Source organism: Pseudorhizobium tarimense (assembly GCF_022968135.1).
GTDB classification, from domain to species: Bacteria; Pseudomonadota; Alphaproteobacteria; order Rhizobiales; family Rhizobiaceae; genus Neorhizobium; species Neorhizobium tarimense.
The window spans coordinates 127,687-153,609 of the sequence record NZ_JALJRA010000008.1; the positions used below are offsets into that span (position 1 = coordinate 127,687).

Consider the following 25,923-nt stretch of genomic DNA (forward strand, 5'->3'; position numbering starts at 1 on the left):
CTGTCATGGCTGATGAAAGAGGTGACAAACCGTCATTGCTGAGGGAAACGGACGAGGAGGCGCGCCACCTCGCCCGCACCCTTGTCCGCGGTGCACGCTACATGGCGCTCGCCGTCCTCGACCCGCAAACCGGCTTCCCGTCGGCCAGCCGGGCATTGACGGCAACGGATCTTGATGGCGTGCCCGTGATCCTCGCCTCCGCGCTGTCCGGCCACACCAAGGGACTGGCGCAGGACCCGCGCTGCTCGTTGCTCGCCGGCGAGCTGGGCAAAGGCGACCCCCTCGCTCACCCGCGCATCACCCTCCAGTGCCTTGCCGAGCTGGTTGACCGGCCGGGTCCGGACCATGACCGCATCCGCGAGCGCTTCCTCGATCACCATCCGAAAGCCGCCCTTTATGTCGACTTTCCCGACTTCCGTTTTTTCCGGCTGGTCCCACAATCCGCCTCGCTGAATGGCGGCTTCGGGCGCGCCTATGCACTGGGTGCGGATGATCTCGTTCTCGCCGAATTGCCAGACCCAGCTGACTGGCTGGATCTGCAGCGGACGTTGCGCGGCATGAGTGACCTGGCATCCGCGGTCGCAGAGAAGCTCACAACCGAGAAAGGCGGCGCCTGGCGATTTGCCGGCATCGATCCGGCGGGCTTCGATCTGATCGCTTCCGAAAGGCAAATCAGACACGAATTTCAGCAACCAATGTCGACATCACAGGCCGCCTACGACTATATTTCGTCTGTCTTGACCGTAAATGCACGAGGAATACCTTCACCCAAAAATTAGGGATATACAACTATATCTGGCACTTGCTAATCTTCCACTTTACATTGGGCATTTTGAAGCGCTTGCGCTTCCAGGGGATAATTACCGACATGAATACGATGCCGCTTTCCGAGCATTCGCCGGCCGCCGCCGGTTTGCTGTCAGCAATGGCAAACCCGAAGCGCCTTTTGATCTTGTGCTGCCTCGTTCAGGACGAGATGGCCGTCGGCGTGCTGGCCGGCAGGGTTGGCCTTAGCCAGTCTGCGCTTTCGCAGCACCTGTCGAAGCTGCGCGCCCAGAAGCTGGTGAAGACGCGTCGCGATGCGCAGACTATCTACTACTCCTGCACCTCGCCGGCAGTCCTGAAGGTTCTGAAGTCGCTGGAAGACATCTACTGCGAGCCCGTGCGCGCTACAGTCGCCGCTTGATGTTAGCGCTGACATTTCGTGAGCTTGTTTGGTAAGGCCGGCGCGAGGAAGCATCACGCTCCGCCCGCCGGCTCGAAGCCACAGTTGACGCGACGAACGCCCCTGATAATTTGACCGAACAGTCAAAATGCCGGCACCTGTCCGGTCGGGGAGCAACGCATGTCCAATCGCCTTAATTCCACGCCGAACGATCTTCGCGCCTTCTGGATGCCGTTCACGGCAAACCGGCAGTTCAAGAAGGAGCCGCGTCTTTTCGTCGGCGCGAAGGACATGCACTACACCACCCATGACGGTCGTCAGGTGCTCGACGCCACCGCCGGCCTCTGGTGCGTCAATGCCGGCCACTGCCGCCCCAAGATCACCGAAGCAATCCGCGAACAGGCCGGTGAGCTGGACTATGCGCCGGCCTTCCAGCTCGGCCATCCCAAGGCCTTTGAGCTTGCCAACCGCCTCGTGGATATCGCGCCGGAGGGCATGAACCATGTGCTCTACACCAATTCCGGGTCCGAGTCGGTCGAGACGGCGCTGAAGGTGGCGCTCGCCTACCACCGGGTCAAAGGCAACGGCTCCCGCTTCCGCCTGATCGGCCGCGAGCGCGGCTATCACGGTGTCAATTTCGGCGGCATCTCCGTCGGCGGCATCGTCGCCAACCGCAAGATGTTCGGGACGCTGCTGACCGGTGTGGACCACATGCCGCACACCCACCTCCCCGGCCAGAACGCCTTTACCCGCGGAGAGCCGGAGCATGGCGGCGATCTCGCGACCGAGCTTGAGCGGATCGTGACTCTGCACGACGCCTCGACAGTCGCGGCCGTCATCGTCGAGCCGGTCGCCGGCTCCACGGGCGTCCTGATCCCGCCGAAGGGCTACCTGCAGAAGCTTCGCGACATCTGCACCAAGCACGGCATCCTGTTGATCTTCGACGAGGTGATCACCGGCTTCGGTCGCATCGGCGCCCCCTTCGCCGCACAGTATTTTGACGTCAAGCCGGACATCATGGTCACCGCCAAGGGGCTGACAAACGGCGTCATCCCGATGGGCGCCGTCTTCGTCACCTCGGAGATCCACGACGCTTTCATGAGCGGCCCGGAACACATGATCGAGTTCTTCCACGGCTACACCTATTCAGGCAATCCGATTGCCGCCGCGGCAGGCCTTGCGACCCTCGACACCTATAAGGAAGAAGGTCTGCTCACCCGCGCCGGCGAGATGGCCTCCTACTGGGAAGACGGCCTGCATTCGCTGAAGGACTGCCCGAACGTCATCGACATTCGCAATATCGGCCTGATCGGTGCCATCGAACTCGACCCGATCGCCGGCGAGCCGACGAAGCGCGCCTTCTCCGCCTTCCTCAAGGCCTATGAGAACGGCCTCCTGATCCGCACCACTGGCGACATTATCGCCATGTCGCCACCGCTGATCGTCGAGAAGCACCACATGGACGAGATCTTCGGCAAGCTACGCGAGATCCTGAAAAGCAACATCTGAGGAAACTGAAACGGATTAAGTGGCGCTCCACTCCTGGGCGCCCCTTGCCTTTCTCAGTTCACACCGCTGCGTTTGCGAGCTGGATATAGACCGGCATCCCGGCCAATAGATTGAAGGGAAACGTCAGCCCGAGCGACAGGCTGAGGCAGATCTCCGGGCGGGCATCAGGCGCAGCGATTCGCATGGCGGCCGGCACCGCAATATAGGATGCGCTCGCCGCCAGCGTTACGAGCAGCGCCGTATTGCCGACGGACAGTCCGAAGGCAACTGCGAAGGCCAGGGCGAAGGCCGCGCCGACCAGGGGCATGACCACGGCAAACCCCAGCAGTCCCGGGGTAAGCACGCGCCAATCCCTGCGGAGGCCATTGCCGGCGATTGCGCCGAGGTCGAGCAGGAAGAGGCAGAGCACGCCGCGGAACGGGTCGGTCACGAAGCCAGACAACTCCTGCATCCCCCGCTCCCCCGTGATGGCGCCGATGGCGAAGGCGCCGAGCAGCGTCACGATCGTCACGTTGAGCATTACATCCCGAAGCGCGGCACTCTGCCGGCTCTCGGCCTGCACCGGGTCAAGGCCAGGCGCTGGATTGCGCAGCATGAGCCAGAGTGCGGTCAGGATCGCCGGAGCTTCCATCGCCGCCGCCACCGCCACCATCCCGCCATCGAAGCCGATGCCCAGCCGGGTCAGCGCATCGCCGGCGGCGACGAAAGTGACGATGGATATCGATCCGTAATGAGCAGCCAGCGCGGCGCGCTCCCGGGCCTCCAGACGCGTCATCGCACCCAGCATGACATTGCCAAGCAGCGGCATGGACGCCGACAGCAGCACGCCGACCAGAAGCGCCAGCATGATCTCCGGACTGAGGCCGTGGATGCCTACCGCCGCGCCACCTTTGAAGCCGATGGCAAGCATGAGGTAGAGCGCCAGCATCTTGCCGACCCCTCCGGGCAGCGCAATGTGCCCACCGGCAAGCGACGCCAGGAAACCGAGAGCAAAGAAAAGCACCGGCGCAGAGAAGAGGTTCTGCGTGGCAAGCGACAGGTAAAGATCCAAGGGTTGTACTCGTGAAAAGGCCGTGCGGATGCGCCCATAGGCGAGGCATCAGCCCGGCGGTTTGAAGGTTCGGAGTTTTAGAAGATGATCAAGACTGCGGAAGCGGCGCCCGAAGCGGCATCATGGCCGCGTCGAGTGACCGGCATCAAAACCGCCAGCCGACGGCGGATCGGCTGACGGTTGCGGGACAGGCGAGATGCCGGTCAGGACGTCGCGGGACGTCGCTTGGACCTCAGGCGGTCTCTCACCGGCTCCGTGCTTTGCTGGAGCACCCGCTCGAGGGACACGATCTGGTCGCGCAACTGAAGCCTGATCCGCTTTAAGGACAGCAGGCTGAGGCTGTTCGGCATTGGCTTGCGTTGCTCCTCCTGAACACGGGCTTCGACGATTTCGTGCCGTGCCCTCAGGGCCTTCAACAGTCGGTTCATGTCGGTCTCCTTGTTGACCTCATGACAATGCGGGATACCTCCTCATTGAGCAAATTGATTGCTAATATGGTTTCCATAGATAATAGCTATGGGATGCCATACCGTCCGACCGTTCGTCAGCTGGAATACCTCGTGATGCTTGGCGAAACCGGGCACTTCGGCGAGGCTGCGAAGCGCTGCCATGTTTCCCAGCCGACGCTCTCGGTACAGATTGCGCTGCTGGAGGACCGCCTCGGCTGCGCCCTAATCGACCGCAGCCCCGGCAAGGTTGCACCGACACCTGCGGGAGCCGAGATCATCGCCTCCGCCAGAACCGTTCTCCACACGCTGGACGGAATGGTCGCCATGGCCTCCACGAGCCAGGGAGCCCTCGGCGGTCTGATCCGCCTCGGCGCCGTGCCGACCTTCGGCCCCTACTTCCTGCCCCGGCTCCTTCCCCGCCTTCGCGAGGCGCATCCGGACCTCAAGCTCCATATTCGCGAGGAGCGCCCGCTTCTCCTGGAGGAGCAGGTGGCAGACGGGACAATCGATTGCGGTCTCGGCCAGCCGCCGACCGACGCGGACGCTTGCGAATTCGCCGCCGTCTGCGAGGAACGGATCTTTCTCGGCGTGCCGCGCGGACACCGGCTGGCGCAGCGCGACAGCGTCGACCTCGCTTCCCTTGCGCACGAGCCGCTGCTCACGCTCGGGCGCGGGCATCGGCTGCTGGACACGGTCCGTGACCTGGCACGGGCATCCGGCGCGCATCTCGTGGAGGATTACGAAGGCACCAGCCTCGATGCGCTGCGCCAGATGGTGTCGATCGACATGGGACTGTCGCTCTTTCCGGAGCTCTATGTGCGTTCGGAGTTCCGCAGCGACCAGAACGTCCATCTGCTGCTGATAGAGGATTGGCCGGGCGCACGCGTCATCGGCTTCTTCTGGCGCCGCGGCAGCGTCAGGGCCGACCACTACCGACGCCTTGCAGCCCTCGGCCGTGCCGCAGCAGAAGGACTGTTCGACTGAGGACTGTTTCCAGGATCTGTCGACCGGTGCGCAGGCGCTGAATCAAGAGGCAGAGGCGCTCGATGTCGCCTCTCCCTTGCTCATTGACGGCTCAGCCCTGGATGAAGGCGAGCAGGTCCGCATTGATGACATCGGCATGGGTGGACGCCACACCGTGCGGAAGCCCTTCGTAGACCTTCAGCGTCCCGTTCTTCAGCAGCTTGATCGCCAGACGGGCAGAATCGTCGATCGGCACGATCTGGTCATCATCGCCGTGCATCACCAGAACCGGCACCTCGATCGTCTTCAGGTCTTCGGTGAAGTCGGTTTCGGAGAAGGCTTTGATGCAATCGTAATGGGCCTTGGCGCCGCCCATCATGCCCTGCCGCCACCAGTTGCGGATCAGGCCTTCCGAAACCTCGGCGCCGTCGCGGTTGAAGCCGTAGAAAGGCCCGGTCGGAATGTCGAGGAAGAACTGCGCTCGGTTCGCCGCCAGTGCCGAACGGAACCCGTCGAAGACCTCGAGCGGCAAGCCGCTCGGATTGTTCTCGGTCTTGACCATGATCGGCGCAACGGCACCGATCAGCACGGCCTTGGCAACGCGGCCTTCATGACCGTACTGGGCAACATAGCGCGCGACCTCGCCGCCGCCGGTCGAATGACCAACATGCACGGCATTTTTAAGGTCGAGATGAGCGGCGAGCGCGGCAACGTCTGCCGCGTAGGTATCCATCTCGTTGCCGGTATCCGTCTGGCTGGAGCGTCCGTGGCCGCGGCGGTCATGGGCGATCACGCGATAGCCCCTGCCGAGGAAGAAGAGCATCTGCGCGTCCCAGTCGTCGGCGCTGAGCGGCCAGCCGTGATGGAAGACGATCGGCTGTGCGTCCTGCGGACCCCAGTCTTTGTAGAAGATCTGCGTACCGTCCTGGGTGGTGATGAAGTTGCTGCTCATGTCTTTAATCCCTTTCCAACGTGATCTTGTGAAAGTCGAAGCCACTGAGGCTCCGGCTTATTGCATCCCTGCGTGTCGGCTTGCTGACACGTCGGTCGCGACCGTGACGCCAGTAATGTTTATCGCGATAAACACCATTTAGCAGCGACAGATGGTTGTGTCCACAAGAAACTTTATCGCAATAAAATTTCATGTTAGAAAAGGCGCTATCCGACATAAAGACCACGGAAAAAGTTCGGGAGAAACGCCGTGACCGCCCTCGCCGCCTACCCCTTGGATGAGCAGCTCTGCTTTTCCCTCTACGCCGCCAATATCGCGATTAACCGCACCTACAAGCCGATGCTCGACGAAATGGGCATCACCTACCCTCAATATCTTGTGCTGAGCACGCTGGCTGAGAACGATGGGCTGACGATCGGCGCTATCGCCGAGCGGCTGTCGCTGGAATCGAGCACGATCACGCCGCCGGTCAAACGGCTGGAACAGGCAGGTCTTCTCGAGCGGCGCCGCAGCAAGATCGATGAGCGCCAGGTCAACGTCTTCCTGACGCCCGCCGGCAAGGACCGAGTGAAGCAGTGCCGCTGCCTCGGCGATACATTGCTGCGCCGCTCGGGGATGTCTCCTGAGCAGTTCGCAGCCTTCAACCGCCAGATCCAGTCCTTTATCCACGCCCTTCTCCACGAGCAGATCGCAGGTTCGGGCAAGATTTAAGCAGCGGCGGGCACCGCCGCAGCAGCAACTTGATCAACCGGCACATTTTTAAGCAGTATCCTTGCGGAGGCCAAGGTGAACCGCTAGGACTTGGCACTGCCCGCGCTGCAGCCAAACATGGCGCGCCGGGCAAGGACCTGCCACGGACGTTCGCTTGGCACAGCCTTATGTGGCTGATGCGGGCCGACCGGCGGCGGGACGAACAGGGCCGCGGCCCGATCCAAGGAGACCCACGATGAACCGGAAACTTCTCGCCGGCGCGACCATGCTCGCGTCGCTCGCCTTCTCCCCGCTCGCCCATGCCGAAATCGTCATCGGCCTCATTGCGCCGCTCACCGGTCCGGTCGCCGCCTACGGCGCACAGGTTCAGAACGGCGCCCAGACGGCTGTCGAGGAAATCAACAAGGCGGGCGGCATTCTGGGCGAACAGGTCGTCCTGAAACCCGCCGATGATGCCGGCGAACCGAAGCAGGGCGTTTCTGCCGCCAACCAGCTGGTCGGCGAAGGCGTCCGCTTTGTCGTCGGCCCCGTCACCTCCGGCGTCGCCATCCCCGCCTCCGACGTGCTGGCGGAAAATGGCGTGCTGATGGTTACCCCGACCGCGACCGCTCCGGACCTCACCGCCCGCGGCCTGCCCAACGTGCTGCGCACCACCGGCCGCGACGACCAGCAGGCCGAGGTCGCTGCGAACTACGTGCTCGAAAACATGAAGGACAAGCGCATCGCGATCATCAACGACAAGGGCGCCTACGGCAAAGGCCTCGCCGACGCCTTCAAGGCGACGCTGAATGCAGGCGGCGTCGATGAAGTGCTCAACGATGCCCTCACCCCCGGCGACAAGGACTTCAGCGCGTTGACGACCCGCCTCAAGTCGGAAAACGTCGATGTCGTCTATTTCGGCGGCTACCATCCGGAAGCAGGCCTGCTTTCCCGCCAGCTCGCCGACATCGGCGTCGACGCCACGATCATCGGCGGCGACGGCCTCTCCAACAGCGAATACTGGAGCATTGCCAACGAGGAAGCGGCCGGCACGGTCTTCACCAACGCAACCGATGCGACGAAGAACCCCTCGTCCAAGGCTGCGGCCGATGCGCTGGCGGCCAAGAACATCCCGGCCGAGGCCTTCACGCTTAACGCTTATGCCGCCGTTCAGGTCATCAAGGCCGGCATCGAGAAGGCCGGCACTGCCGAGGACACGGAAGCCGTTGCCGCCGCCCTGAAGGACGGCTCGCCGATCAACACGGCGATCGGCGACGTCACCTATGGCGAAGCCGGCGACCTGACCTCGCAGACCTTCGACCTCTACAAGTGGGAAGACGGCAAGATCGTGCCCGTCGAATAAGGCTTCGACCGCGACCTCTTGAAAAGCGGCCCGCGACGGCCGCTTTTTTGTTGGCCGGCACGCAGGTCGCTGACATCCTGCCGAAGATGAAGAAGGCGTGGGAGGGTGCAGGATGGCCAGACGAGATTTCGACCCCGAGAGCGTGAAACCTGATGGCAGAACGCCCGCCAAGGGAGTCCTGTTTGACGCCGGTTCCGCCGGTCCCTGGCGTGGTTCCCTAGCGGGAGAGGCAATTGGCGGGCAGCTGACCATACTTGCCTATGGCAACGACACACCCGGCGAAGGCCCCCGCCTCCATGTTCACCCCTATGACGAGACCTTCGTCGTCATCACAGGCCGAGCGCGCTTCTTCGTGGGAGATGCGGTCATCGAGGCCAGTGCGGGAGAAGCCGTCCTCGGACCGGCCGGCCTGCCGCACCGGTTCGAGAACCTTGGTCCCGGCCGGCTGCAGACGATCGACATCCACCATTCGCCGTGCTGGATTCAGACCAATCTGGACTGACCGCCGAGACGTTACTCTTCGTAGATCATTCTGCGCGTCATGCCGCCGTCGAGCACCACCACCTGACCGGTGATGAAGCCGGCGGAGGCAAGGTAAAGCACCGCATCCGCAACATCCCTCGGCCGCCCGACGCGCCCGACCGGATGCTGCTCGTGATCGACCGGCCGCAGATCATCCTGACCGGAGATCCAGCCCGGGGCGATGGCGTTAACCCGGATCTTCGGTCCGAGGCTCACCGCCAGCGCATGGGTCAGCGCCACCAGCCCGCCCTTGGAGGCGGCATAGGCTTCGGTTTCCGGTTCCGACATGAAGGCGCGGGTGGAGGCCATATTGACGATCGAAGCCCCCTCGCCCATCAGCGGCACCGCCGAGCGTGTCATCAGGAAGGCTCCCGTCAGGTGGCTATCGGTCACCTTCCGCCAGTCCTCCAGCGACAGGTCCGCAATGGGCCCGTTCGTTGGACCGGCAATTCCGGAATTGTTGACCAGCAGGTCGAGCGTGTCCCAGCCGAGCTCCTCGAAGGCGCCGGTGACCGAGGTCTCGTCGCCGACATCGCAATGGATCTGGCGAACACCCTCCGGCCCCTGCTCCACATCGAAGGAGGCCACTTCGAAGCCCTGCTCCGACAGGGCTCTGCACAATTCCGTGCCGATGAGGCCGGCACCGCCTGTCACGATTGCTCTTTTCATCCCGCCGAAGATAGGCGCGGGTCCTGATCTGTCGAGCGAAGCTGAGCCAATTTTTGCGACTCATCATGCCGGCCGGCGAACCGGCGAACTACGACCGAACGAGGATACCGGCCTCCGACGCCGCGGCAACGAAGGACGCGCGCGCCTCGTCGGGCTTGCGCTTGCCTTCCATCACCCCCGTGCAGGTGGTGAGCGCCCGGTCAAGCGCTGGGCCCTCCTCCGTCGGCCAATCTTCGATCAGGGCCCAGGCGGCCGCCTCGATCGAGCCGATGGATGTCTCTACCGGTGGCTCGCCTATCGAGATGATGACGGGGGTCTTCCAGGAAGCATTCATGCAAGCGAACATAGTGGAACACCGGCTCCGCTCCTAGTCGGTTTTCGCGATGATCGGCGTCTCGTACTTTCCCCGCCGCCGAAGACCGCGCTACAAGCGAGCACGACCATCGAAATCGGAGACGCAGAATGAGCCAACGCCTCGAATGCCTGATCGACCAGGGCACCGGCCGCGAGCCCGCCGACATTGTCTTGAAGAACGGCCGCTTCTTCGACCTCGTCACCGGCGAACTGGTCGCCTCCGATATCGCCATCTGCGGCGACCGCATCGTCGGCACCTGCGGCGATTATTCCGGGAAGACCAAAATCGACATCTCCGGCCGCATCGTCGTGCCAGGCTTCATCGATACCCACCTGCACATCGAGAGCTCGCTCGTCACGCCGCACGAATTCGACCGCTGCGTCCTGCCCTACGGCGTCACCACCGCCATCTGCGACCCGCACGAGATCGCCAACGTGCTCGGCGAGGACGGCATCCGCTTCTTCCTCGATTCGGCCGAACAGACGATCATGGACATCCGCGTCCAGCTTTCCTCCTGCGTGCCGGCGACCCACCTCGAAACCGCAGGCGCCGATCTGCCCATCGAAAAACTCCTGCCCTTCCGTGACCATTCGAAGGTGATCGGGCTCGCCGAATTCATGAACTTCCCCGGCGTCATCCATAAGGACCCCGGCTGCCTCGCCAAGCTGGATGCCTTCTGGGACGACCATATCGACGGCCATGCACCCCTCCTGCGCGGCAATGACCTGAACGGTTATCTTTCCGCCGGCATCCGCACGGAGCACGAATGCACGACTGCGGAAGAAGCCTTGGAAAAGATCCGCAAGGGCATGCACATCCTCGTGCGCGAAGGCTCCGTCTCCAAGGATCTCCACGCGCTGATGCCGATCATCACGGAGCGCCTGTCGCCCTTCCTGGCCCTCTGCACCGATGATCGCAACCCGCTCGACATCGCCGAACAGGGTCATCTCGACTACATGATCCGCTCCGCGATCGCCCATGGCGTCGAGCCATTGGCCGTCTACCGCGCCGCCTCGATATCCGCCGCCAAGGCCTTCGGCCTGCGCGACCGCGGCCTCGTCGCCCCCGGCTGGCGCGCCGATCTAGTGGTGGTCGACAGCCTGGAAAACTGCAAGGCGGAGATGGTCTTTTCCGCCGGTCGCCGCGTCACCGACGATCTCTTCGCCACCCGCAAGCCCGTCGCCCCCGTCGGCCTCGACAGCGTCAAGGCGCGGCCCGTGCAGGCCATGCATTTTGGCGTGCCGGTGAGCGAGGGCGAGACGCCGGTGATGGGCGTCATGCCCGGCAAGATCATCACCGAACACCGCCGCTACCGCGTGCCCGCCGCCGGCAACCAGACTGGCGTCGATCTCGACCGCGACATCATCAAGGTCGCCGTCATCGAACGCCACGGCAAGAACGGCAACCACGCCAACGGCTTCGTCCAGGGCTTCGGCCTGAAGAAGGGCGCAATTGCCTCCACCGTCGGCCACGACAGCCACAATATCTGCGTCGTCGGCGTCTCGGAGGAGGACATGGCGCTCGCCGCCAATCGCCTCGGCGAGATCAAGGGCGGCTTCGTCGTGGTTGAGGACGGCAAGGTGACGGGCGAGATCGCGCTTCCCGTCGCAGGCCTGATAAGCCTTGAACCCTATGAAGTGGTTCGCGACACGCTGCACGACCTGCGCAAGGCCGCCTACGCGCTCGGCACGACACTCGAAGAACCCTTCCTCCAGGTCGCCTTCCTCCCCCTGCCGGTCATCCCGCATCTGAAGATTTCCGACAGGGGCATGGTGGACGTGAACCAGTTCGCGCTGATCTAGCTCAGGCAGCCGCCAGGAGGCTTTCGGTCTCATTCAACCGGCGCCAGATCTGCGCGACGGTCGTGTCGTCCAAGCGGAGGCCGAACAGACCCCTTAGGTGGCCATCCAGCTCATCGGCCGAGGCGATCTGCGTGTCGACCGGCCCCTGATCCCCAACCCGCCGGAGGTTGCGACCAAGCAGTGCAACGTCCTCGCTCGGCAAGCGGATGCTCATCATCAGGTTGTTGCGGAAGGGAAGCATACCCCAGGTCGCGCACAACTGATTGGCGCCCTCGATGTCCGCCTTGGTGAAGGGCAGCTCGTTAAAGCCGAACAAGGCAAACCAGCCATCGGGATTGCGCCACTCAAGGACCCATTCCCCGCTCTCCTCGTCCTGTCGCAGACGGAACTCTGTGCCGCCGCTCGTCAGAACGCCCTGCTGCAAGCGCACCGGATCTCGGGGGCCTGGCCCGCCGAAGCCGGCATCTGCCAGCCAGTCCTGCCCGTCGATCGTCACGATCCACGCGAGATGCGCTCGGATTCCGCCGACCGGCGCTCCCATCCGGACCCGCCCGAGGATCGGGCGCACTGCAAACCCGAGGTGCTTCAGAGCTTCGCCGAAAAGCCAGTTGAGCTCGAAGCAGTAGCCGCCGCGTCCGCCGGTGACGAGCTTGGACCAGATCCGCTCCGGCTCCAGGCTCGGAACGCGGCCAAGATAGGCGTCGATATCTTCGAAGGCGATGGTGGCAAGCTGTGCGCGCTGAAGGGCGAAGAGCCCGGCCTCAGTGGTCTCGCAAGAGGAAAGGCCGATGCGCTGCGTGTATTGGTCGATGTCGAACATAGTTGGATACCCCGGTTGAAGAACGGGGCGGCTTCTAAGGCGCCTCGACCGGGAGCGCTTCCTAAAAGTTTGCTAAGTTGCGCTGCCGATGACTATTCTGGTGTCACCAACGGGCGCGGGACGCAGGGTGCATCTGGTTTCGGAGATTACGGACTTCATCCAGGGCGAGGTGATGATCATCCTCGGCACCTGCAGCCGCGGGAAGCTGCCGGACATCGGCCGCGGCGTCGGCTGCCGGGTGCTTGCCGCCGGCGATACCGTCGAGGTGCTGGTCTCGGCCTGGCAATGGCCCGGGACCGTCGCCAATCTCCGCGACACCGGCGAGGTGGCGGTGACCTTCGTCCGCGCCGCCGACTACCGGGCCTATCAGATCAAAGGCCGCGCGACCCTTGTAGACTGCACCCCCGAACATCACGGCCTCTGTGACCGCTACATCGCGGCAGCAACGGCAGCCCTCGCCGACCAGGGCGTGCCGACGGCGATGACTGAGATGTGGCTGATGCCGCGCGATCTGGTTGTGGCGCACATCGGGATCCGCAGCCTGTCCATCAAGACCCCCGGCGCTGACGCCGGCACGCTGGTGGGGGAGCGCCGATGACGGAGGTCTCGCTGCGGCTGTCCGACATGGAACGCTTCTTCGAAGGCGTCGTCCCCTCGATCATCGCCACCTGTTCGGCCGATGGCATCCCGAACGTCTCCTATCTCTCGCATGTCGTGCTGGTGGACGAGCAGCACGTCGGGCTGTCAAACCAGTTCTTCGCCACCACGGCGGCGAATCTCGCAGAGAACCGGCATGCCGCCATCCTGCTGGTCGATGGCACGAACGGGAACCAGTGCCGCCTGCGGGCGGTGTTCGTCCGCACGATCTTTGAGGGGCCACTCTTTTCCCGGATGTCGAGCCAGCTCGACGCCTCCAGCAGCCAGGTCGGCATGACCGGCATCATGCGGCTGCGCGGCGTCGATATCTTCCGCGTCGAAAGCGTAACGCTCACCCCTGCCCCGTCACCGGCGCCAGTCACGCCGCCGCAGCGGGAACCGCTTCTCACCGCAACAGCCGAAATGACAAGAAAGCTCATCGAGCCCGGCGGCAGTCTCGATCGTGCAATCGACGAGCTGCTCGCCTGGATGCGGACCGTGCTCGGCTGCGACCGCGCCGTCGTCTTCATGGCTGATAATCAGGCCCGTAGCCTGACCACAGCGGCAAGCCTCGGCTATGAGCGCTCCGGCGTCGGCTCGGAAATAGCGTTCAGCTCCGGCATCTTTGGCGGAGCGGCAGCAACAGGCGAAATCGTCAAGATCAGCGATCTCAGCCGGACGCGCCGCTACAGCGAGGCGGTCCGTGCGTCGACGCGAGACGAAAACCTTACCCGCACCATTGCCGTGCCGATGGATCCCGACAGTCTGAGCCAGATCGCAGTACCGATGATCGTGCATGGCGAACTGCAGGGCGTGCTGGGCGCGGAAAGCCGTCAGCGGCTTGCTTTCACTAATATCCACGAGTCGGCACTCATCATCGCGGCGCAGCACCTCGCCGTGCTCGTAGCCCTTTCGGAAGCGCAAGCGGAGGCTCCCAAAGCCGACCGGCAGTTTGAACGCCCCGCGGCGGAGCCGACGCTGCCGGTCATAGAGGTCCGCCACTTCCGGTTCGACGACAGCATCTTCATTGCGGGGGAGTACATCATCAAAGGGATTGCCGGTCGGCTGCTGAACCATATCCTGCGGGTTCATCTGGAAACCCGGCGTCTCGGCTTTACCAACCGGGAACTTCGGCTGGAGGCTTCGCTGCGTCTGCCGGAGTTCAAGGACAATCTTGAGACCCGGCTGCTCCTTCTGCGTCGGCGCCTGGCCGACAAGGCCTCGCCCATCCAACTGGTGCCGGTCGGGCGAGGCGAATTTCTGCTTCAGCTGAAGGGCCGACCCGTCGTCGTTTCCGTCGAGGACCCCCGCAGCTGAACGACGAACTCACCCCCGCGTCAGCATCACGCCCGCATGGTACAGCACGTCGTTGCGAAACTCGCCGTCGGCGATGAAGCCGCTGTCGTCCTTGTAGTCGATATGGTCGCCGGTCACGCGGTACTCGCCGTGGTAGACGCGCTCGCGGTGGCCGCGCGACTCGAAGTAGCGGCCGTTCGGCAGAAGCTCGTAGCGGATGTAGTCGTCGGGGGTGACCCAGAGGCCGACATAGGGATGTGTGCTCATGGTGTTCTCCTGTGGCATGACGCCGGCGAATGCTGTGACGCCGGCGATGAAGACGAAGGCCGCCGTGAAGGCTGCGAGTGCGAGGCGGTGACGCAGGTCGCACTCAGCCATTCATGTATTTCCGTCTGAGGGCCTGCTGGCGCCGCTCGGCAAGAGCGCTCCGGGCCTCCTGGAAAAGCTGGCCGCCAAGGCCGGAAAGCCACCGGAAGGGGCTTTCGAGTAGACGCTGAAAACTGTCCATCACCATCTCCATTTCTGTCCGGTTTGGCTTCATCGGACGAGGCGGAATATGGCCGATCAACAGCAACAGGCGGTAGACCGAAGCTCCGATATGATTGCACGATCCTCCAGGATCGCGAATTTCCACTTCCTTCCCGCCTGAACCGGGCGTAGAGATCATTGCAGAAAAACGTCGCAAATTCGGAGGTTTCCGTGCTCCCTACGCCAACCCACATGCCTCAGCTGGACGAGCTCGCCTCCATCGTTGCACAAAACACCAACGGGGATGGCGTCTTCGAAACGCCCATCCCGCGCCTGTCGCTGGTCCGCTTCTCCAAGCAGACGGAGCCTTTGCAGACGGTGCAGCATCCGGCGCTGTGCATCATCGTGCAGGGCGCCAAGCAGGTGATGCTGGCCGACGAGATCTACATCTATGGCCCGGCGCGGCACCTCGTCGTCTCTGTTGACCTGCCGGTCAGCGGCCAGATCATCGAGGCGAGCGAAGAGAAGCCCTATCTCTGCATCCGGCTTGATCTCGACCTGCCGGCGCTCGGCGCAATGTTCATGGAGGTGGCGCGCCGGCCGCCGAACCGGCGGGCGGATGCTCCAAGGCGATCTGCCTTGCCGAGACCTCACCGCAGTTCCTCGATTCCGCCCTTCGCCTGCTGCGGCTCCTGCAATCGCCGGAGGACATCGCCTATCTCGCGCCGCTTGCCGAGCGTGAACTGATGTACCGCCTCCTGCGCGGCCCGCAGGCGCACAAGGTGCGTCGCATGTTGATGCCGGACAGTCGCCTGCAGCAAGTCACCCGCGCCATCACCTGGATCCGCCAGAACTACACCGCCCCCTTCTCCATCGATCAGGTGGCGGCGGAAGCGCGCATGAGCGCATCATCGCTGCACCAACATTTCCGCGACGTCACCGCTATGAGCCCGCTGCAGTACCAGAAGCAGCTGCGCCTGCAGGAAGCCCGCCGCCTGATCCTGACGAGCGCGATGGATGCCGCAACGGCGGCCCAGCGGGTCGGCTACGACAGCCCGTCCCAGTTCAGCCGCGAATACCGCCGCCTCTTCGGCTTCCCGCCGATCCAGGACGTCGCAAGGCTGCGGCAGGAGCCGGGACGGTTCGCGGAGGCATAAGCTGCGAGAGAAGTCGGGGGGTGCGAAACTGCCCGAACCGGCCCAAGACTCCCGTCGCAATGATCTGCCTGCTCAAGCTGACATGGCGCAGCAATGGTGGGAAGGAGGCAAGAGAGAGCCGGGTGGGTGAACTTCCCCACCGCCGGGCGCATCACTAATTTGATGGAGGCTAGATAGCCTGAGGATGCGGCATCTGGGGACGCGCTACAGTATTGGCAAGCTGGAGGATGAACCGGGAGGTCAGCGAGGCCAGCGGCGTCGAAAGTATGCGCCACCGAATCGCTTCGGAGACTGCTCGGGTGCGGTTGGCGCAGCCGAGCTTCTTTGACAGGATGTTTGTTTGCGGCAGGAACACAGTCCGGTGGCAGCGATTGAGGTTCCTGCAGAGAAATGCAGGTGCCGCCAGTGATCAAGCGAAGCGAATAGCATTGGTGGCTTTGTCGGCCATCACCTTCGGCCCAGGGCGCATGGCCTATGGAATGTTTCTTCCCCAGTTGAGGGACGAGTTCGGCCTTGGCGCCGGAACAGGCGGGGCTATAGCCGGTCTTGGCTTCGCAGCCTTCTTTCTGGCCCTTCTCGCCACCGCCTACTGACGCCCCGCTTCGGGCCGAAGCCGCCTCTCCTGATCGGAGGAAGTTTGGCGGTTGCCGATCTCGCCTTTAGGGCGGCCGCGCCAGGACCCGCGGTATTCAGTCTCGGGATTGCACTCGCATCTGCCAGCGAAGGTTTTGCCTGGACACCCTTCAACAGCATGACCGAACAGGCCGTACCGGAGCAGTATCAGAAGCGCGTTCTGTCGGTCGTCAGCACCGGAACGACCTTCGGCATCATCCTTGCCGGCTTGCTCGCAATGGCGATCGCTTCCGCGGGCCTTTCCTGGCGGACCGCGTGGTGGGCGTTTGCCGCCTTGGCGCCCATTGCATTGATCCTTCCCGCGCTCCTCCTGTCGAAGCAGGATAGCTTGAGCATGGAAGCCGGCTGAACATCCGGAAGGTGCTGGCGCGGCTTAGACGCCGCGAGGCCGTGCCCCTTTACGGCCTCGCCTTCTCCTTCGGCGCCACGAACGGCACCTACCTCTCCTACTGAATAGACCACATCGGCCAGTCCGGTGGCCTCGCAGGCATCCCGTCCGCATGATCGGGCCAGCACTGTTCGTCGCCTTCGGAGCGGCGGGTTGCCTTGGTCTCTTCACGGGTGAGATAACCGACAGGCTTGGCCTGCGCCCGGTGCTCCTGTTCCTGTTTGCCGCCTCGGCCGCCTCGCTGCTTCTGGTTGCTTTCGTTCCGACTAGTTGGGCGGGCGCCATCATCTCCGCCGGTCTACAAGGCATCTGCGTCATGTGTCTGAGCGCTGTTTTCCCTTCTGGAGCGAACGTATCTTCCCAGATATTCCTTCCGCCAGCTTTACTGCTGTCCTGATGCTTTACGCCACAGGCAGCGTGTTCGCGCCGCCGCTGGCCGGCCAGATGAGTCCAGCCCTCGGGCTAAGTCCGGCGCTCGCCCTTTTCAGCGGTCTGTCCGTCTGTTGCCTGCTTCTGGTTCGCCGGGTAGAAGAGGTCAGGTAACGAGAGCGGCCCGAAGCGCCCTCCTCAAACCCTCCCGCAGAATGCATCCAGCGCCATAAGCTTCACCACGCCGCTGTCCACGGCCGGCGCAAACCCGGGCATCGGGATCGGCAGGCAGCTGCGCATGGTCGTCGGCAGGGCAAAATCCTGCGGCTCGCGCGTCAGGTTGAAGACGAAGAGCAGACGCTCGCCTTCCTTCTCTCGGATGAAGGCGAGGAGGTCATGGTTGTGCGTGTCAACGAAGGTGAGGTCGCCGTCGAAGAGAGGCGGATGCGCCTTGCGAAAGCCAAGCGTTTCCCGGTAATGACGCAGCACCGATTCCTGGTCGAGCTCCTGCACGTCGACGGACGCGGCAGCATGCTCCGGCGGCACCGGAAGCCAGGAGCGGCCGGCCTCGGTGAAGCCGGCATCCGGCTTCTGCACCTCCCAGGCCATCGGCGTGCGGCATCCGTCGCGCCCCTTGAAGGCCGGCCAGAAGCGGATGCCGTAGGGGTCGGTCAGGTCCTCGAAGGAAAGCTCCGCCTCCGTCAACCCCAGCTCCTCACCCTGGTAAAGGCAGATCGAGCCGCGAAGGGTCGCGAGCACGCTGATCGAAAGCTTCGCCACCCGCTCGCGCTCCTCGGCGGTGTGGGCAAAACGCGTCACATGGCGCACCACATCGTGGTTTGAAAAGGCCCAGCACACCCAGCCGTTCACCACCGTATCCTGGAAGGTGGAAACCACGCGGCGGATGAAGCCGGCGGAAAACGCCGGTCCCAGCAGGTCGAAGGTGTAGCACATGTGCAGCTTGTCGTTGCCGCTGGTATAGATCGCAAGTGTCGTCAGCGAGCGCGGACCGTCGCCCACCTCCCCCACCGTGGTGCGGTTCGGATAGCTGTCCATCAGCGCCCGCAGCCGCTTCAGGAAGTCGATGTTTTCCGGCTGGCTCTTGTCGTAGAGGTGGTTCTGCATGGAATAGGGGTTGGTGTCTGACTCCAGGCCCGCCGTCTCGGCATCGTAGACGATCGGCGGGTTGTCGCGCAGCTGCTTGTCGTGGAAGTAGTAGTTCACCGTATCGAGCCGGAAGCCGTCGACGCCGCGGTCGAGCCAGAAGCGCACCGCGTCGAGCACCGCCGTCTGCACCTCCGGGTTGTGGAAGTTGAGGTCCGGCTGCGAAATCAGGAAGTTGTGCATGTAATATTGCTTGCGCACCCCGTCCCATTCCCAGCCCGGCCCGCCGAAGATCGACAGCCAGTTGTTTGGCGCCGTGCCGTCCGGCTTCGGATCGGCCCAGACATACCAGTCGGCCTTGGAATTGGTGCGGCTGGTGCGGCTTTCGACGAACCAAGGATGCTTGTCGGAGGTGTGGCTGATCACCTGGTCGATGATCACCTTCAGCCCCAGCCGGTGCGCCTCCGTCATCATCGCGTCGAAATCGGCAAGCGTGCCGAACATCGGGTCGACGTCGCAGTAGTTCGACACGTCATAGCCCATGTCGGCCATCGGTGAGGTGAAGAAGGGTGACAGCCAGATGGCATCGACGCCGAGCGAGGCGATGTAGGGCAACCGCTGGGTTATCCCCTTGATGTCACCGATCCCGTCGCCATTGGTGTCCTGGAACGACCGCGGATAGACCTGGTAGATGACGGCGCCGCGCCACCAGTTGGCATCATCCCGCTTTGCCGTTTCCGCAGCCATTGCCGTCTCCTCTTTTGCGTCGCGATGCGTCAACCTAGAGCCGCCGCCCCGAAAAGCAATCCGCTCGCCCCGTACCGCCTAGCCCCCGACCAGCTTGCCTTGCAAGCCACTTCATCCTATTGCGACGAGACGATGATCAGGGGGAGAATGCGCGTGGCGGGACGGTTGCTATCCATCGGAGAATGCATGGTCGAGCTGTCGCAGGCGGGCGAAGGCCTGTTGCGGCACGGCTTTGCCGGCGACACGTTCAACACCGCCTGGTATGCCCGCGCCTGCCTGCCGGCCGACTGGACGGTTGACTATCTGACCGCGCTTGGCGACGACCCCATGTCGTCGGAAATGCTGGCCTTCATGAAGAAGGCTGGCGTCGGCACCGACGCCATCCGCCGCATTCCGGGCAAGACGCCGGGCCTCTACCTGATCACGCTGAAGAACGGTGAACGCACCTTCAGCTATTGGCGCGACACGTCCGCCGCCCGCAAGCTTGCCGACGATGCCGATCATCTGCGGCGTGCGATCGAGGCAGCCGATATCGTCTACTTCTCCGGCATCACGCTCGGCATCCTGACGCCGGAAGCCAGCGACACGCTGCTTGCGGAACTGCGCCGTGCCAAGGCTGCCGGCAAGCGCGTCGCCTTCGACCCGAATGTCCGCCCGCGCCTCTGGGCCGACAAGGACACCATGCTGAAGACGATCAGCGACGGCGCCCGCGCAGCGACCCTCGTCCTGCCGAGCTTCGACGACGAGACAACCCATTTCGGCGACCGCAGCGTCGAGGAGACGATCGCCCGCTACCATGGCCTCGGGGTCGAAGGCGTGGTCGTCAAGAACGGCGAGCATGGCGCCGCCCTGAGCTTCGGCAGCGGGACGACCCATGTGCCGGCCGTTGCCGCTCCCCAGGTGGTCGATACGACGAGCGCCGGCGACAGCTTTAACGGTGGTTTCCTGTCGCGCCTCGTTCGCGGCGCGAACCCGGAGGAAGCGGCCGCCTATGGCGCCGCCGTCGCCTCGATCGTGGTGCGCCATCACGGCGCGCTGATCAGTCCGGCGCTTCTGCCCAACTGACCAGCAGTCCGGCCTGACATCACCCTGTAACAAATCCCTTCGATACCATTCCTGTCACCCGCGGTGCCGACAGCCGAGTCGCAGCGCCCGCAGTGCCGGGAACGGATCATGAAAAAGATCACCATCATCACGGATGCTTGGTATCCTCAGGTCAACGGCGTCGTCCGCTCGATCCAGAACACCAATCAGCAGCTGGAGCGGATGGGCGTGACGGTGACGATGGTCACCCCGCAGACCTTCCGCAACATCCCCTGCCCCACCTATCCGGAAATCCGTTTGTCGGTCGCAACCTATTGGCAGGTCGCGCGCGAGATCGAAGCCTCCGCACCGGAGGCTGTCCATATCGCCACCGAAGGACCGCTCGGGCTTCTTGCCCGCCGCTGGTGCCTGAAGAACAGTGTGCCCTTCTCCACCAGTTACCACACCCGTTTCCCGGAGTATGTCGCGGCGCGCTTTCCCGTGCCGATCCGCTTCATGCAGGCCTTCGTGCGCTGGTTCCACAATGCCGGCAATGGCTGCATGGTGGCAACCGCGAGCCTCGAGCGGGAACTGGCAAAGCTCGGCCTGCGCAACCTCCTGCGCTGGAGCCGCGGTATCGACCAGAGCATGTTTTCGCCAAAGCCCCAAGAGAACCGCCCGTTCGGCCTGCCCCGGCCGATTTTCCTGACCGTCGGACGCGTCTCGGTGGAAAAAAACCTGCCCGCTTTCCTCGACCTCGACCTGCCCGGCTCCAAGATCGTCGTCGGCGACGGTCCGGCCCGCGCGGACCTGCAACGCCGCTATCCGCACGTGCTGTTCACCGGCCTTAAGACCGGCAAGGATCTGGCCAATGCCTACGCGCAGGCGGATGTCTTCGTCTTCCCGTCGCGCACCGATACCTTCGGCAACACCATCCTGGAAGCGCTGGCGAGCGGCGTGCCGGTGGCCGCCTACCCGGTCACCGGTCCGATCGATATCCTTGAGCCCGACAGCCGCGCCGGCGCCCTCAACGAGGACCTGCAGCAGGCCTGCCTCGACGCCCTCCAGTGCTCGCGCGAAGACGCCCGCGCACTCGCCCGCACCTTCACCTGGGAAGCCGCATCGCGCCAGTTCCTCGACAATGTCCGCCTCTCACAGAGCCGCCTCGCACTTCCGGCGCGGTGACGATCGCGCTGCCTCAGCTCCTTTGGAGCGCAAGATGGGCGCCAAGCCCAACGAGCACCACGCCGCCTGCGCGCTGCATCAGCCTTTGCACACGTCGCGATGCGCGCAGGCGGCCGATCACGGCCCCTGCGAAGAAGACGCAGACGAGATCCGCGGACGAGAACAGCAGATTGACGACCGATCCGAGGATGACGAACTGCAGCCAGACGAGGAGCGCTGCCGAAGCGTCAATGAACTGGGGCAGGAAAGCAACGAAGAAGAGTGCCGTTGCTGATGCCATTCCGATGCTCCTGCCTGTCGTCTTTTAGATTCACGCGAGGCGGCAGAATCGGATTCTCCGCTATCGCCGCTTCTTCTTTGATTCGAATGGATTTTCCGACGCCCGTAGATGAATGCGGATCGGCACGCCCGGCATCTGGAAGTCCATGCGCAGCCCGTTGGTCAGGTAGCGGAGGTAGGATTCTGGCACTGCTTCCGGCCGCGTGCAGGAGATCATGAAGGCCGGTGGGCGGGCCTTCACCTGCGTCATGTACTTGAGCTTCAGCCGGCGACCGGAAACGGCCGGTGGCGGATGCTGGACCTGCACCCCTTCGAGCCAGCGGTTGAGCTTGGCCGTCGAGATGCGCGTGTTCCACACGCGGTCAGTGTCGACGATGTTCTGCATCAGCTTGTCGAGCCCGTAGCCGGTCTGGCCGGAGATCGGTACGGCGCGGATGCCGCGCGCCTGCGGCAAGAGCCGCTCGGTCTTTTCGCGCAGGTCGGCCAGCACCGCCTGCGGCTCCTCGACGAGGTCCCATTTGTTGAAGGCCAGCACGGCAGCGCGGCCCTCGCGCAGCACGAGGTCGACGATCTGCAGGTCCTGCTTTTCGAACGGGATCGTGGCGTCGAAGACGATCACGACCGTCTCGGCAAAGCGTATGGCGCGCAGCGCATCGGCGACGGAAAGTTTCTCGAGCTTCTCCTGCACCCGCGCCTTGCGCCGCATGCCGGCGGTATCGAACATCTTGATCGTGCGGCCGCGCCAGTCCCATTCCACCGAGATGGAATCGCGGGTGATGCCGGCTTCCGGCCCGGTCAGCAGCCGGTCCTCGCCGAGGAAGCGGTTGATCAGCGTCGACTTGCCGGCATTGGGACGCCCGACGATAGCGACGCGCAGCGGTTTCGTATCGTCATAGGTGGGCTCGGTCTCCTCGTCCGCGTCACCTTCCAGTTCTCCGGCCGGGATGCTGACATCGGTGACCGCTTCCTCGTCGTTCTCGCCGGCAAAGGCACGCTCCTCGCCGATCGCCTCAACGATCGCATCGCGCAGGTCGATCATCCCCTGCCCATGCTCGGCCGAAATCGGCACCGGCTCGCCAAGCCCCAGCGTGAAGGCGTCGTAGAACCCGCCATCGGAGCCGCGCGCCTCGGACTTGTTGGCGACCAGCACTACCGGTTTGCCGCTGCGGCGCAATAGTTCGCCGAAGGTCTTGTCGAGCGGCGTCAGCCCCATCTTTGCGTCGACCACGAAGAGCGTCAGATCCGCCTCGCCGATCGCCAGTTCCGTCTGCGCCCGCATCCGGCCTTCCAGCGTCTCCGGTCCGGTTTCTTCGAGACCCGCCGTATCAATGATGGTGAAGCGCAGGTCGACGAGCTTGGCGTCGCCCGGACGCCGGTCGCGCGTAACCCCTGGCGTATCGTCCACCAGGGCGAGCTTCTTGCCCACCAGCCGGTTGAAAAGCGTGGACTTGCCTACATTGGGACGTCCAACGATCGCGACAGTGAAGCTCATGCGTCTTTTCCTTCAGCCCTTCCCGGTGCGGGACTTAGGGCGCCTTGCCGGATGCGGCGATGTTGTCGAGCATGATCTGCGCGCGGTTGGCCACGTTGCGCGGTGCAGCCGCGTCGTCGGCGATCGCCTGGAACCACTCCTTGGCGCGCACCATGTCGCCCGCCTTGTATGCGGAAAGTCCGAGCGCCTCGCGCGCCGAATTGCGCAGCGCGTGATTGCCGGTGGTCAGCACTTCGGCCTGCGCCGAGACCTCTTCATAGGTGCCGCTGTCGATCAGCAGCCACGCGCCGCGAAGCCGCGCAACGTCGCGCATGGCGTCCGGAGCGGCGTTGTTCTCTGCAACCTGAGAGAAGGCGGCAACGGCGCCGGCCGTGTCGCCTTTCTGCGCCAGAACGGATGCCGCCCGCATCTGCGCCAGCACTGGATAGGAGCCGCTGCCGTCCTCTTGCAGCGCCTGAAAAGCGGCCAACGCCTCGTCGTGCTTGCCTTCTTCCGACAGCTTGAGGGCCGCCAGGAAGCGATCGCCCGAGGCCGACGCATTGTGCGTTTCCCAGTATTCGAAGCCGCGATAGCCGGCGGTGGCGACGACGATGAGAACGGCAACACCGATGATGATCTTGCCGTAGCGGCTCCAGGCCGTCCTGAACCGATCGGAACGCAGTTCCTCATTCACTTCGCGGATAAAGCTGTCGTTGTCGTGCGCCATTCCAGTCTCCGGCCCCCGTCGGCCCATCATGCGGAAAAGCGCCTTCTAGAGCCTTTCCCGGCAAAAGGGAACCGGGTCTGTGCTCTCCTTGCCTTCGCCGCAATCACGCCACACAAGCTGACGCCGACCTTTGCCAAACCCTCATTGCACGGTGTTCATGTTTCTGCGCATTTTCTTGAGCCTTTTCCTCTGCCTGCCGATCTCTGCCCTCGCCGAAGAAGTGCAGCCGGAAAAACCGAAGCAGTTGCTTCTCGTCTCCTTCGACGGCGCCGGCGACAACACGCTCTGGCAGCGCAGCCGGGACTTCGCCCGCACCGCAAACATCCGCTTCACCTATTTCCTTTCCTGTACACTCGTCCTCGCAAAGCCCGATGCTGCGGCGTACAAAGGCCCGCATCACAAGGCGGGCCGATCCAATATCGGTTTCGCCCAAAGCCGCGAGGAAGCGCGCACCCGGCTTGCCCATGTCTGGCAGGCGCATCTGGAGGGGCACGAGATCGCCAGCCACACCTGCGGCCACTTCGATGGCGCCGACTGGTCCGAAGCGGATTGGGCAACCGAGATGAAAAGCTTCCGCTCCGTCCTCTCCGACGCCTGGGCTGCCAACGATGCGGCAAGGGACGAGCCGCAAGGCTGGCGCGCCTTCGTAGAACAGGGCATCCGCGGTTTCCGTGCCCCCTATCTCTCGGTGCCGGATACGCTGTTTGCGGCAGAGAAGCAGGCAGGCTTCCTCTACGACGCAAGCTCCGTCACCCGCGGGCCCGAGGCGCCCGTAGACAAAGGCGGCGTCAGCCGCTTTGGGCTGCCGCTGATCCCGGAAGGCCCCAAACAGCGCCCGATCATCGCGATGGACTACAATCTCTTCATCCGCCATTCGGCAGGTGTCGAGAACCCCAGCCGCTCGGCTGAATTCGAGGAACGCGCCTATACCGCCTTCCGCGCCGCTTTCGACCGCCAATATGAGGGCGACCGCAGCCCCCTCCAGATTGGCCTGCACTTCGTCAAGATGAACGGCGGCGCCTATTGGCGCGCCATGGAGCGGTTGGCAACGGAGGTCTGCAAACTGCCGGACGTCGCCTGCGTGACGTATGCGGAGGCGATGGAGGTGCTTGAGGACGGCCGGGTGCAGGAGAGTTCGGGGCTGTAGAGACGGCTTGCAAAGACTCTTGCGCGCGAACTTCACTGATTGCTAGCATTGCCCCTTGAAGGAGAAGTGCCATGAGCGGCAGGAACTTCAGCAGCATGTCAGCGACTTCGTTGATCGTGAAGTGGCCTCTGGCAGACATCGAAGCGCCAGCGAGGTGGTGACTGAAGCGCTCAGACGTTACGAAGACGACATCAGCGCCGTATGGCTGATCTGACTGTGATCGCAGAGGTTGCGCGCAATGGCGAAGCCGTTGCGCGCAATGGCGAAGCCGCAATCGACGACGGCGATTTTACCCTCATAAGCGGCAAGGACGGCTCCCAAGAGCTTCTTGAGCGGCTGAATGAGCGCTTCTCGCGAAAGCAGCAAACCTCCCAAGCAATGGCTGATTATCGACTTTCAGCCTTTGCGCTGGAACAGATCGGCGAGATTCTGGAACGAAGCCAGGAAAAATTCGGCGACATCGCCCGCGAACGCTGCGCGGCTCTTCTCGTTACCGCGATGCAGGATGCCGCCGATGATCCACGTCGCCCCACAGTCTCATGGAGATCCATACCTTGTGGAAAGGTCGGCATCTACCACATCCGGAACAGCGAAAGCGTGTGCCCGATCCTTTCGGTCCAGTCGGAGAGCCACGCCACTATCTCATCTTCCAACTGGGTGCGGACGACATCGTTGATATATTGGGCTTTATCCATGACAGCATGCTGTTCAGCCGCGCATTCCGGCGGGTGACGAAGGAAGGCTGCCAGCCGGATTGAGCGCATCGCCTCGGCAACCGTACAACCGAGCGATCATGGGCTTTCGGAGGGTGAACGTTTCAATTCCAGATAAATGAATTTCACCTTGAACTTCCGAGGCTTGGCTGCCGGTCACACGGTATTTCATCCCTCTCCCCACCGGAGGGAGCGACAATGCGTGCGTCATCGGACGGGAACGCCGGGTCGCGAACCGGTTAGCATCCTGGTCAAGGCCTCGGCGCCGGT

30 protein-coding genes and 1 pseudogene are annotated in these 25,923 nt (G+C 63.6%); 19 read left to right on the plus strand and 12 right to left on the minus strand.

Features of this window, described 5'->3' with window-relative positions; genetic code table 11:
- Window positions 1–5: 5 nt before the first annotated feature.
- The 3 genes from MUU54_RS11350 to aptA all read left to right on the plus strand — a co-directional run bounded on the left by MUU54_RS11350 (window position 6) and on the right by aptA (window position 2,674).
- Complete coding sequence (locus MUU54_RS11350) at window positions 6–779, plus strand: HugZ family pyridoxamine 5'-phosphate oxidase (protein ID WP_281433298.1); 774 nt, start codon at window positions 6–8, stop codon at window positions 777–779.
- 89 nt (window positions 780–868) lie between these two features.
- Window positions 869–1,186 carry an ArsR/SmtB family transcription factor gene (locus MUU54_RS11355; RefSeq protein ID WP_247244133.1) on the plus strand — a complete coding sequence of 106 codons (318 nt, stop codon included), beginning with the start codon at window positions 869–871 and terminating at the stop codon, window positions 1,184–1,186.
- A 159-nt stretch (window positions 1,187–1,345) separates the two neighbouring features.
- A complete protein-coding gene (gene aptA, locus MUU54_RS11360; protein WP_247244134.1) occupies window positions 1,346–2,674 on the plus strand; it encodes an omega-aminotransferase AptA in 1,329 nt (442 codons plus the stop codon).
- A 58-nt stretch (window positions 2,675–2,732) separates the two neighbouring features.
- Here the strand turns inward: aptA and MUU54_RS11365 are convergent, their stop codons facing one another.
- Complete coding sequence (locus MUU54_RS11365) at window positions 2,733–3,725, minus strand: sodium-dependent bicarbonate transport family permease (protein ID WP_247244135.1); 993 nt, start codon at window positions 3,723–3,725, stop codon at window positions 2,733–2,735.
- Window positions 3,726–3,928: 203 nt separating this feature from the next.
- Window positions 3,929–4,153, minus strand: coding sequence for a DUF465 domain-containing protein (locus MUU54_RS11370; RefSeq protein WP_247244136.1), 225 nt, complete (start codon window positions 4,151–4,153; stop codon window positions 3,929–3,931).
- 45 nt (window positions 4,154–4,198) lie between these two features.
- Between MUU54_RS11370 and MUU54_RS11375 the strand changes: the two genes are divergently transcribed.
- Window positions 4,199–5,158 carry a hydrogen peroxide-inducible genes activator gene (locus tag MUU54_RS11375; protein WP_247244137.1) on the plus strand — a complete coding sequence of 320 codons (960 nt, stop codon included), beginning with the start codon at window positions 4,199–4,201 and terminating at the stop codon, window positions 5,156–5,158.
- A 91-nt stretch (window positions 5,159–5,249) separates the two neighbouring features.
- Here MUU54_RS11375 and MUU54_RS11380 read toward each other — a convergent pair whose 3' ends face one another.
- A complete protein-coding gene (locus tag MUU54_RS11380; protein ID WP_247244138.1) occupies window positions 5,250–6,089 on the minus strand; it encodes an alpha/beta fold hydrolase in 840 nt (279 codons plus the stop codon).
- Between the two features lie 249 nt (window positions 6,090–6,338).
- Between MUU54_RS11380 and MUU54_RS11385 the strand changes: the two genes are divergently transcribed.
- The 3 genes from MUU54_RS11385 to MUU54_RS11395 all read left to right on the plus strand — a co-directional run bounded on the left by MUU54_RS11385 (window position 6,339) and on the right by MUU54_RS11395 (window position 8,644).
- Window positions 6,339–6,800, plus strand: coding sequence for a MarR family winged helix-turn-helix transcriptional regulator (locus MUU54_RS11385; RefSeq protein WP_247244139.1), 462 nt, complete (start codon window positions 6,339–6,341; stop codon window positions 6,798–6,800).
- Between the two features lie 235 nt (window positions 6,801–7,035).
- Window positions 7,036–8,142, plus strand: a complete 1,107-nt coding sequence (locus MUU54_RS11390; RefSeq protein ID WP_247244140.1) for an ABC transporter substrate-binding protein — start codon at window positions 7,036–7,038, stop codon at window positions 8,140–8,142.
- Window positions 8,143–8,254: 112 nt separating this feature from the next.
- The gene (locus tag MUU54_RS11395; protein WP_247244141.1) at window positions 8,255–8,644 is read left to right on the plus strand and encodes a cupin domain-containing protein; all 390 of its coding nucleotides are present in this window, start codon (window positions 8,255–8,257) and stop codon (window positions 8,642–8,644) included.
- Between the two features lie 11 nt (window positions 8,645–8,655).
- On the opposite strand, the gene MUU54_RS11400 is transcribed toward MUU54_RS11395, so the two are convergent.
- Together MUU54_RS11400 and MUU54_RS11405 are read right to left on the minus strand one after the other, a co-directional pair.
- Complete coding sequence (locus MUU54_RS11400; protein ID WP_247244142.1) at window positions 8,656–9,318, minus strand: SDR family oxidoreductase; 663 nt, start codon at window positions 9,316–9,318, stop codon at window positions 8,656–8,658.
- Window positions 9,319–9,421: 103 nt separating this feature from the next.
- Window positions 9,422–9,667, minus strand: a complete 246-nt coding sequence (locus tag MUU54_RS11405) for a DUF982 domain-containing protein (RefSeq protein WP_247244143.1) — start codon at window positions 9,665–9,667, stop codon at window positions 9,422–9,424.
- A gap of 128 nt (window positions 9,668–9,795) precedes the next feature.
- Between MUU54_RS11405 and ade the strand changes: the two genes are divergently transcribed.
- Window positions 9,796–11,490: an adenine deaminase gene (ade, locus tag MUU54_RS11410; protein WP_247244144.1), complete on the plus strand. Its 1,695-nt coding sequence runs from the start codon at window positions 9,796–9,798 to the stop codon at window positions 11,488–11,490.
- Between the two features lies 1 nt (window position 11,491).
- Here ade and MUU54_RS11415 read toward each other — a convergent pair whose 3' ends face one another.
- On the minus strand, window positions 11,492–12,310 hold the full coding sequence (locus MUU54_RS11415; protein WP_247244145.1) for an arylamine N-acetyltransferase family protein: 819 nt from the start codon (window positions 12,308–12,310) through the stop codon (window positions 11,492–11,494).
- An 88-nt stretch (window positions 12,311–12,398) separates the two neighbouring features.
- On the opposite strand from MUU54_RS11415, the gene MUU54_RS11420 reads away from it, so the two are divergent.
- Together MUU54_RS11420 and MUU54_RS11425 are read left to right on the plus strand one after the other, a co-directional pair.
- Entirely contained in the window at window positions 12,399–12,908 is a 510-nt protein-coding gene (locus MUU54_RS11420) for a pyridoxamine 5'-phosphate oxidase family protein (RefSeq protein WP_247244146.1), read from the plus strand.
- A complete protein-coding gene (locus MUU54_RS11425) occupies window positions 12,905–14,263 on the plus strand; it encodes a GAF domain-containing protein (protein ID WP_247244147.1) in 1,359 nt (452 codons plus the stop codon). Before MUU54_RS11420 ends, MUU54_RS11425 begins: the two co-directional genes overlap by 4 nt.
- A gap of 9 nt (window positions 14,264–14,272) precedes the next feature.
- Here MUU54_RS11425 and MUU54_RS11430 read toward each other — a convergent pair whose 3' ends face one another.
- Together MUU54_RS11430 and MUU54_RS11435 are read right to left on the minus strand one after the other, a co-directional pair.
- Entirely contained in the window at window positions 14,273–14,527 is a 255-nt protein-coding gene (locus MUU54_RS11430; protein WP_247244247.1) for an Atu4866 domain-containing protein, read from the minus strand.
- Window positions 14,528–14,612: 85 nt separating this feature from the next.
- The gene (locus MUU54_RS11435; protein ID WP_247244148.1) at window positions 14,613–14,750 is read right to left on the minus strand and encodes a hypothetical protein; all 138 of its coding nucleotides are present in this window, start codon (window positions 14,748–14,750) and stop codon (window positions 14,613–14,615) included.
- A 191-nt stretch (window positions 14,751–14,941) separates the two neighbouring features.
- On the opposite strand from MUU54_RS11435, the gene MUU54_RS24785 reads away from it, so the two are divergent.
- From MUU54_RS24785 to MUU54_RS11455, 4 genes are all read left to right on the plus strand, one after another.
- Entirely contained in the window at window positions 14,942–15,457 is a 516-nt protein-coding gene (locus MUU54_RS24785) for an AraC family transcriptional regulator (RefSeq protein WP_312038821.1), read from the plus strand.
- Window positions 15,391–15,867, plus strand: coding sequence for a helix-turn-helix domain-containing protein (locus MUU54_RS11445; RefSeq protein WP_312038823.1), 477 nt, complete (start codon window positions 15,391–15,393; stop codon window positions 15,865–15,867). The genes MUU54_RS24785 and MUU54_RS11445 overlap by 67 nt, the downstream gene beginning before the upstream one ends.
- Window positions 15,868–16,298: 431 nt before the next feature.
- Window positions 16,299–16,460: a hypothetical protein gene (locus tag MUU54_RS11450; RefSeq protein ID WP_247244149.1), complete on the plus strand. Its 162-nt coding sequence runs from the start codon at window positions 16,299–16,301 to the stop codon at window positions 16,458–16,460.
- Window positions 16,457–16,849, plus strand: coding sequence for an MFS transporter (locus MUU54_RS11455; RefSeq protein ID WP_281433308.1), 393 nt, complete (start codon window positions 16,457–16,459; stop codon window positions 16,847–16,849). The genes MUU54_RS11450 and MUU54_RS11455 overlap by 4 nt, the downstream gene beginning before the upstream one ends.
- 606 nt (window positions 16,850–17,455) lie before the next feature.
- Here MUU54_RS11455 and bglA read toward each other — a convergent pair.
- The gene (bglA, locus tag MUU54_RS11460; protein ID WP_247244151.1) at window positions 17,456–19,108 is read right to left on the minus strand and encodes a beta-galactosidase BglA; all 1,653 of its coding nucleotides are present in this window, start codon (window positions 19,106–19,108) and stop codon (window positions 17,456–17,458) included.
- A gap of 153 nt (window positions 19,109–19,261) precedes the next feature.
- Here bglA and MUU54_RS11465 point away from each other — a divergent pair, with 153 nt between their 5' ends.
- Together MUU54_RS11465 and MUU54_RS11470 are read left to right on the plus strand one after the other, a co-directional pair.
- On the plus strand, window positions 19,262–20,173 hold the full coding sequence (locus tag MUU54_RS11465) for a sugar kinase (RefSeq protein ID WP_247244152.1): 912 nt from the start codon (window positions 19,262–19,264) through the stop codon (window positions 20,171–20,173).
- A gap of 108 nt (window positions 20,174–20,281) precedes the next feature.
- Window positions 20,282–21,316 (plus strand): glycosyltransferase family 4 protein, encoded by a 1,035-nt coding sequence (locus tag MUU54_RS11470; RefSeq protein WP_247244153.1) that lies wholly within the window; start codon window positions 20,282–20,284, stop codon window positions 21,314–21,316.
- Window positions 21,317–21,329: 13 nt separating this feature from the next.
- Here the strand turns inward: MUU54_RS11470 and MUU54_RS11475 are convergent.
- From MUU54_RS11475 to MUU54_RS11485, 3 genes and pseudogenes are all read right to left on the minus strand, one after another.
- A pseudogene (locus MUU54_RS11475) lies at window positions 21,330–21,584 on the minus strand (LysE family translocator); the annotation flags it as partial.
- A 72-nt stretch (window positions 21,585–21,656) separates the two neighbouring features.
- The gene (der, locus tag MUU54_RS11480; protein ID WP_247244154.1) at window positions 21,657–23,087 is read right to left on the minus strand and encodes a ribosome biogenesis GTPase Der; all 1,431 of its coding nucleotides are present in this window, start codon (window positions 23,085–23,087) and stop codon (window positions 21,657–21,659) included.
- Window positions 23,088–23,121: 34 nt separating this feature from the next.
- Entirely contained in the window at window positions 23,122–23,793 is a 672-nt protein-coding gene (locus MUU54_RS11485) for a tetratricopeptide repeat protein (protein ID WP_247244155.1), read from the minus strand.
- 151 nt (window positions 23,794–23,944) lie between these two features.
- Here MUU54_RS11485 and MUU54_RS11490 point away from each other — a divergent pair, with 151 nt between their 5' ends.
- The 3 genes from MUU54_RS11490 to MUU54_RS11500 are packed head-to-tail and all read left to right on the plus strand — an operon-like array spanning window position 23,945 to window position 25,672.
- Window positions 23,945–24,940: a polysaccharide deacetylase family protein gene (locus MUU54_RS11490; protein ID WP_376742084.1), complete on the plus strand. Its 996-nt coding sequence runs from the start codon at window positions 23,945–23,947 to the stop codon at window positions 24,938–24,940.
- 55 nt (window positions 24,941–24,995) lie between these two features.
- Window positions 24,996–25,154 carry a type II toxin-antitoxin system ParD family antitoxin gene (locus MUU54_RS11495; RefSeq protein WP_247244157.1) on the plus strand — a complete coding sequence of 53 codons (159 nt, stop codon included), beginning with the start codon at window positions 24,996–24,998 and terminating at the stop codon, window positions 25,152–25,154.
- Window positions 25,155–25,156: 2 nt separating this feature from the next.
- Window positions 25,157–25,672 (plus strand): hypothetical protein, encoded by a 516-nt coding sequence (locus MUU54_RS11500; RefSeq protein WP_247244158.1) that lies wholly within the window; start codon window positions 25,157–25,159, stop codon window positions 25,670–25,672.
- Window positions 25,673–25,923: the final 251 nt, after the last annotated feature.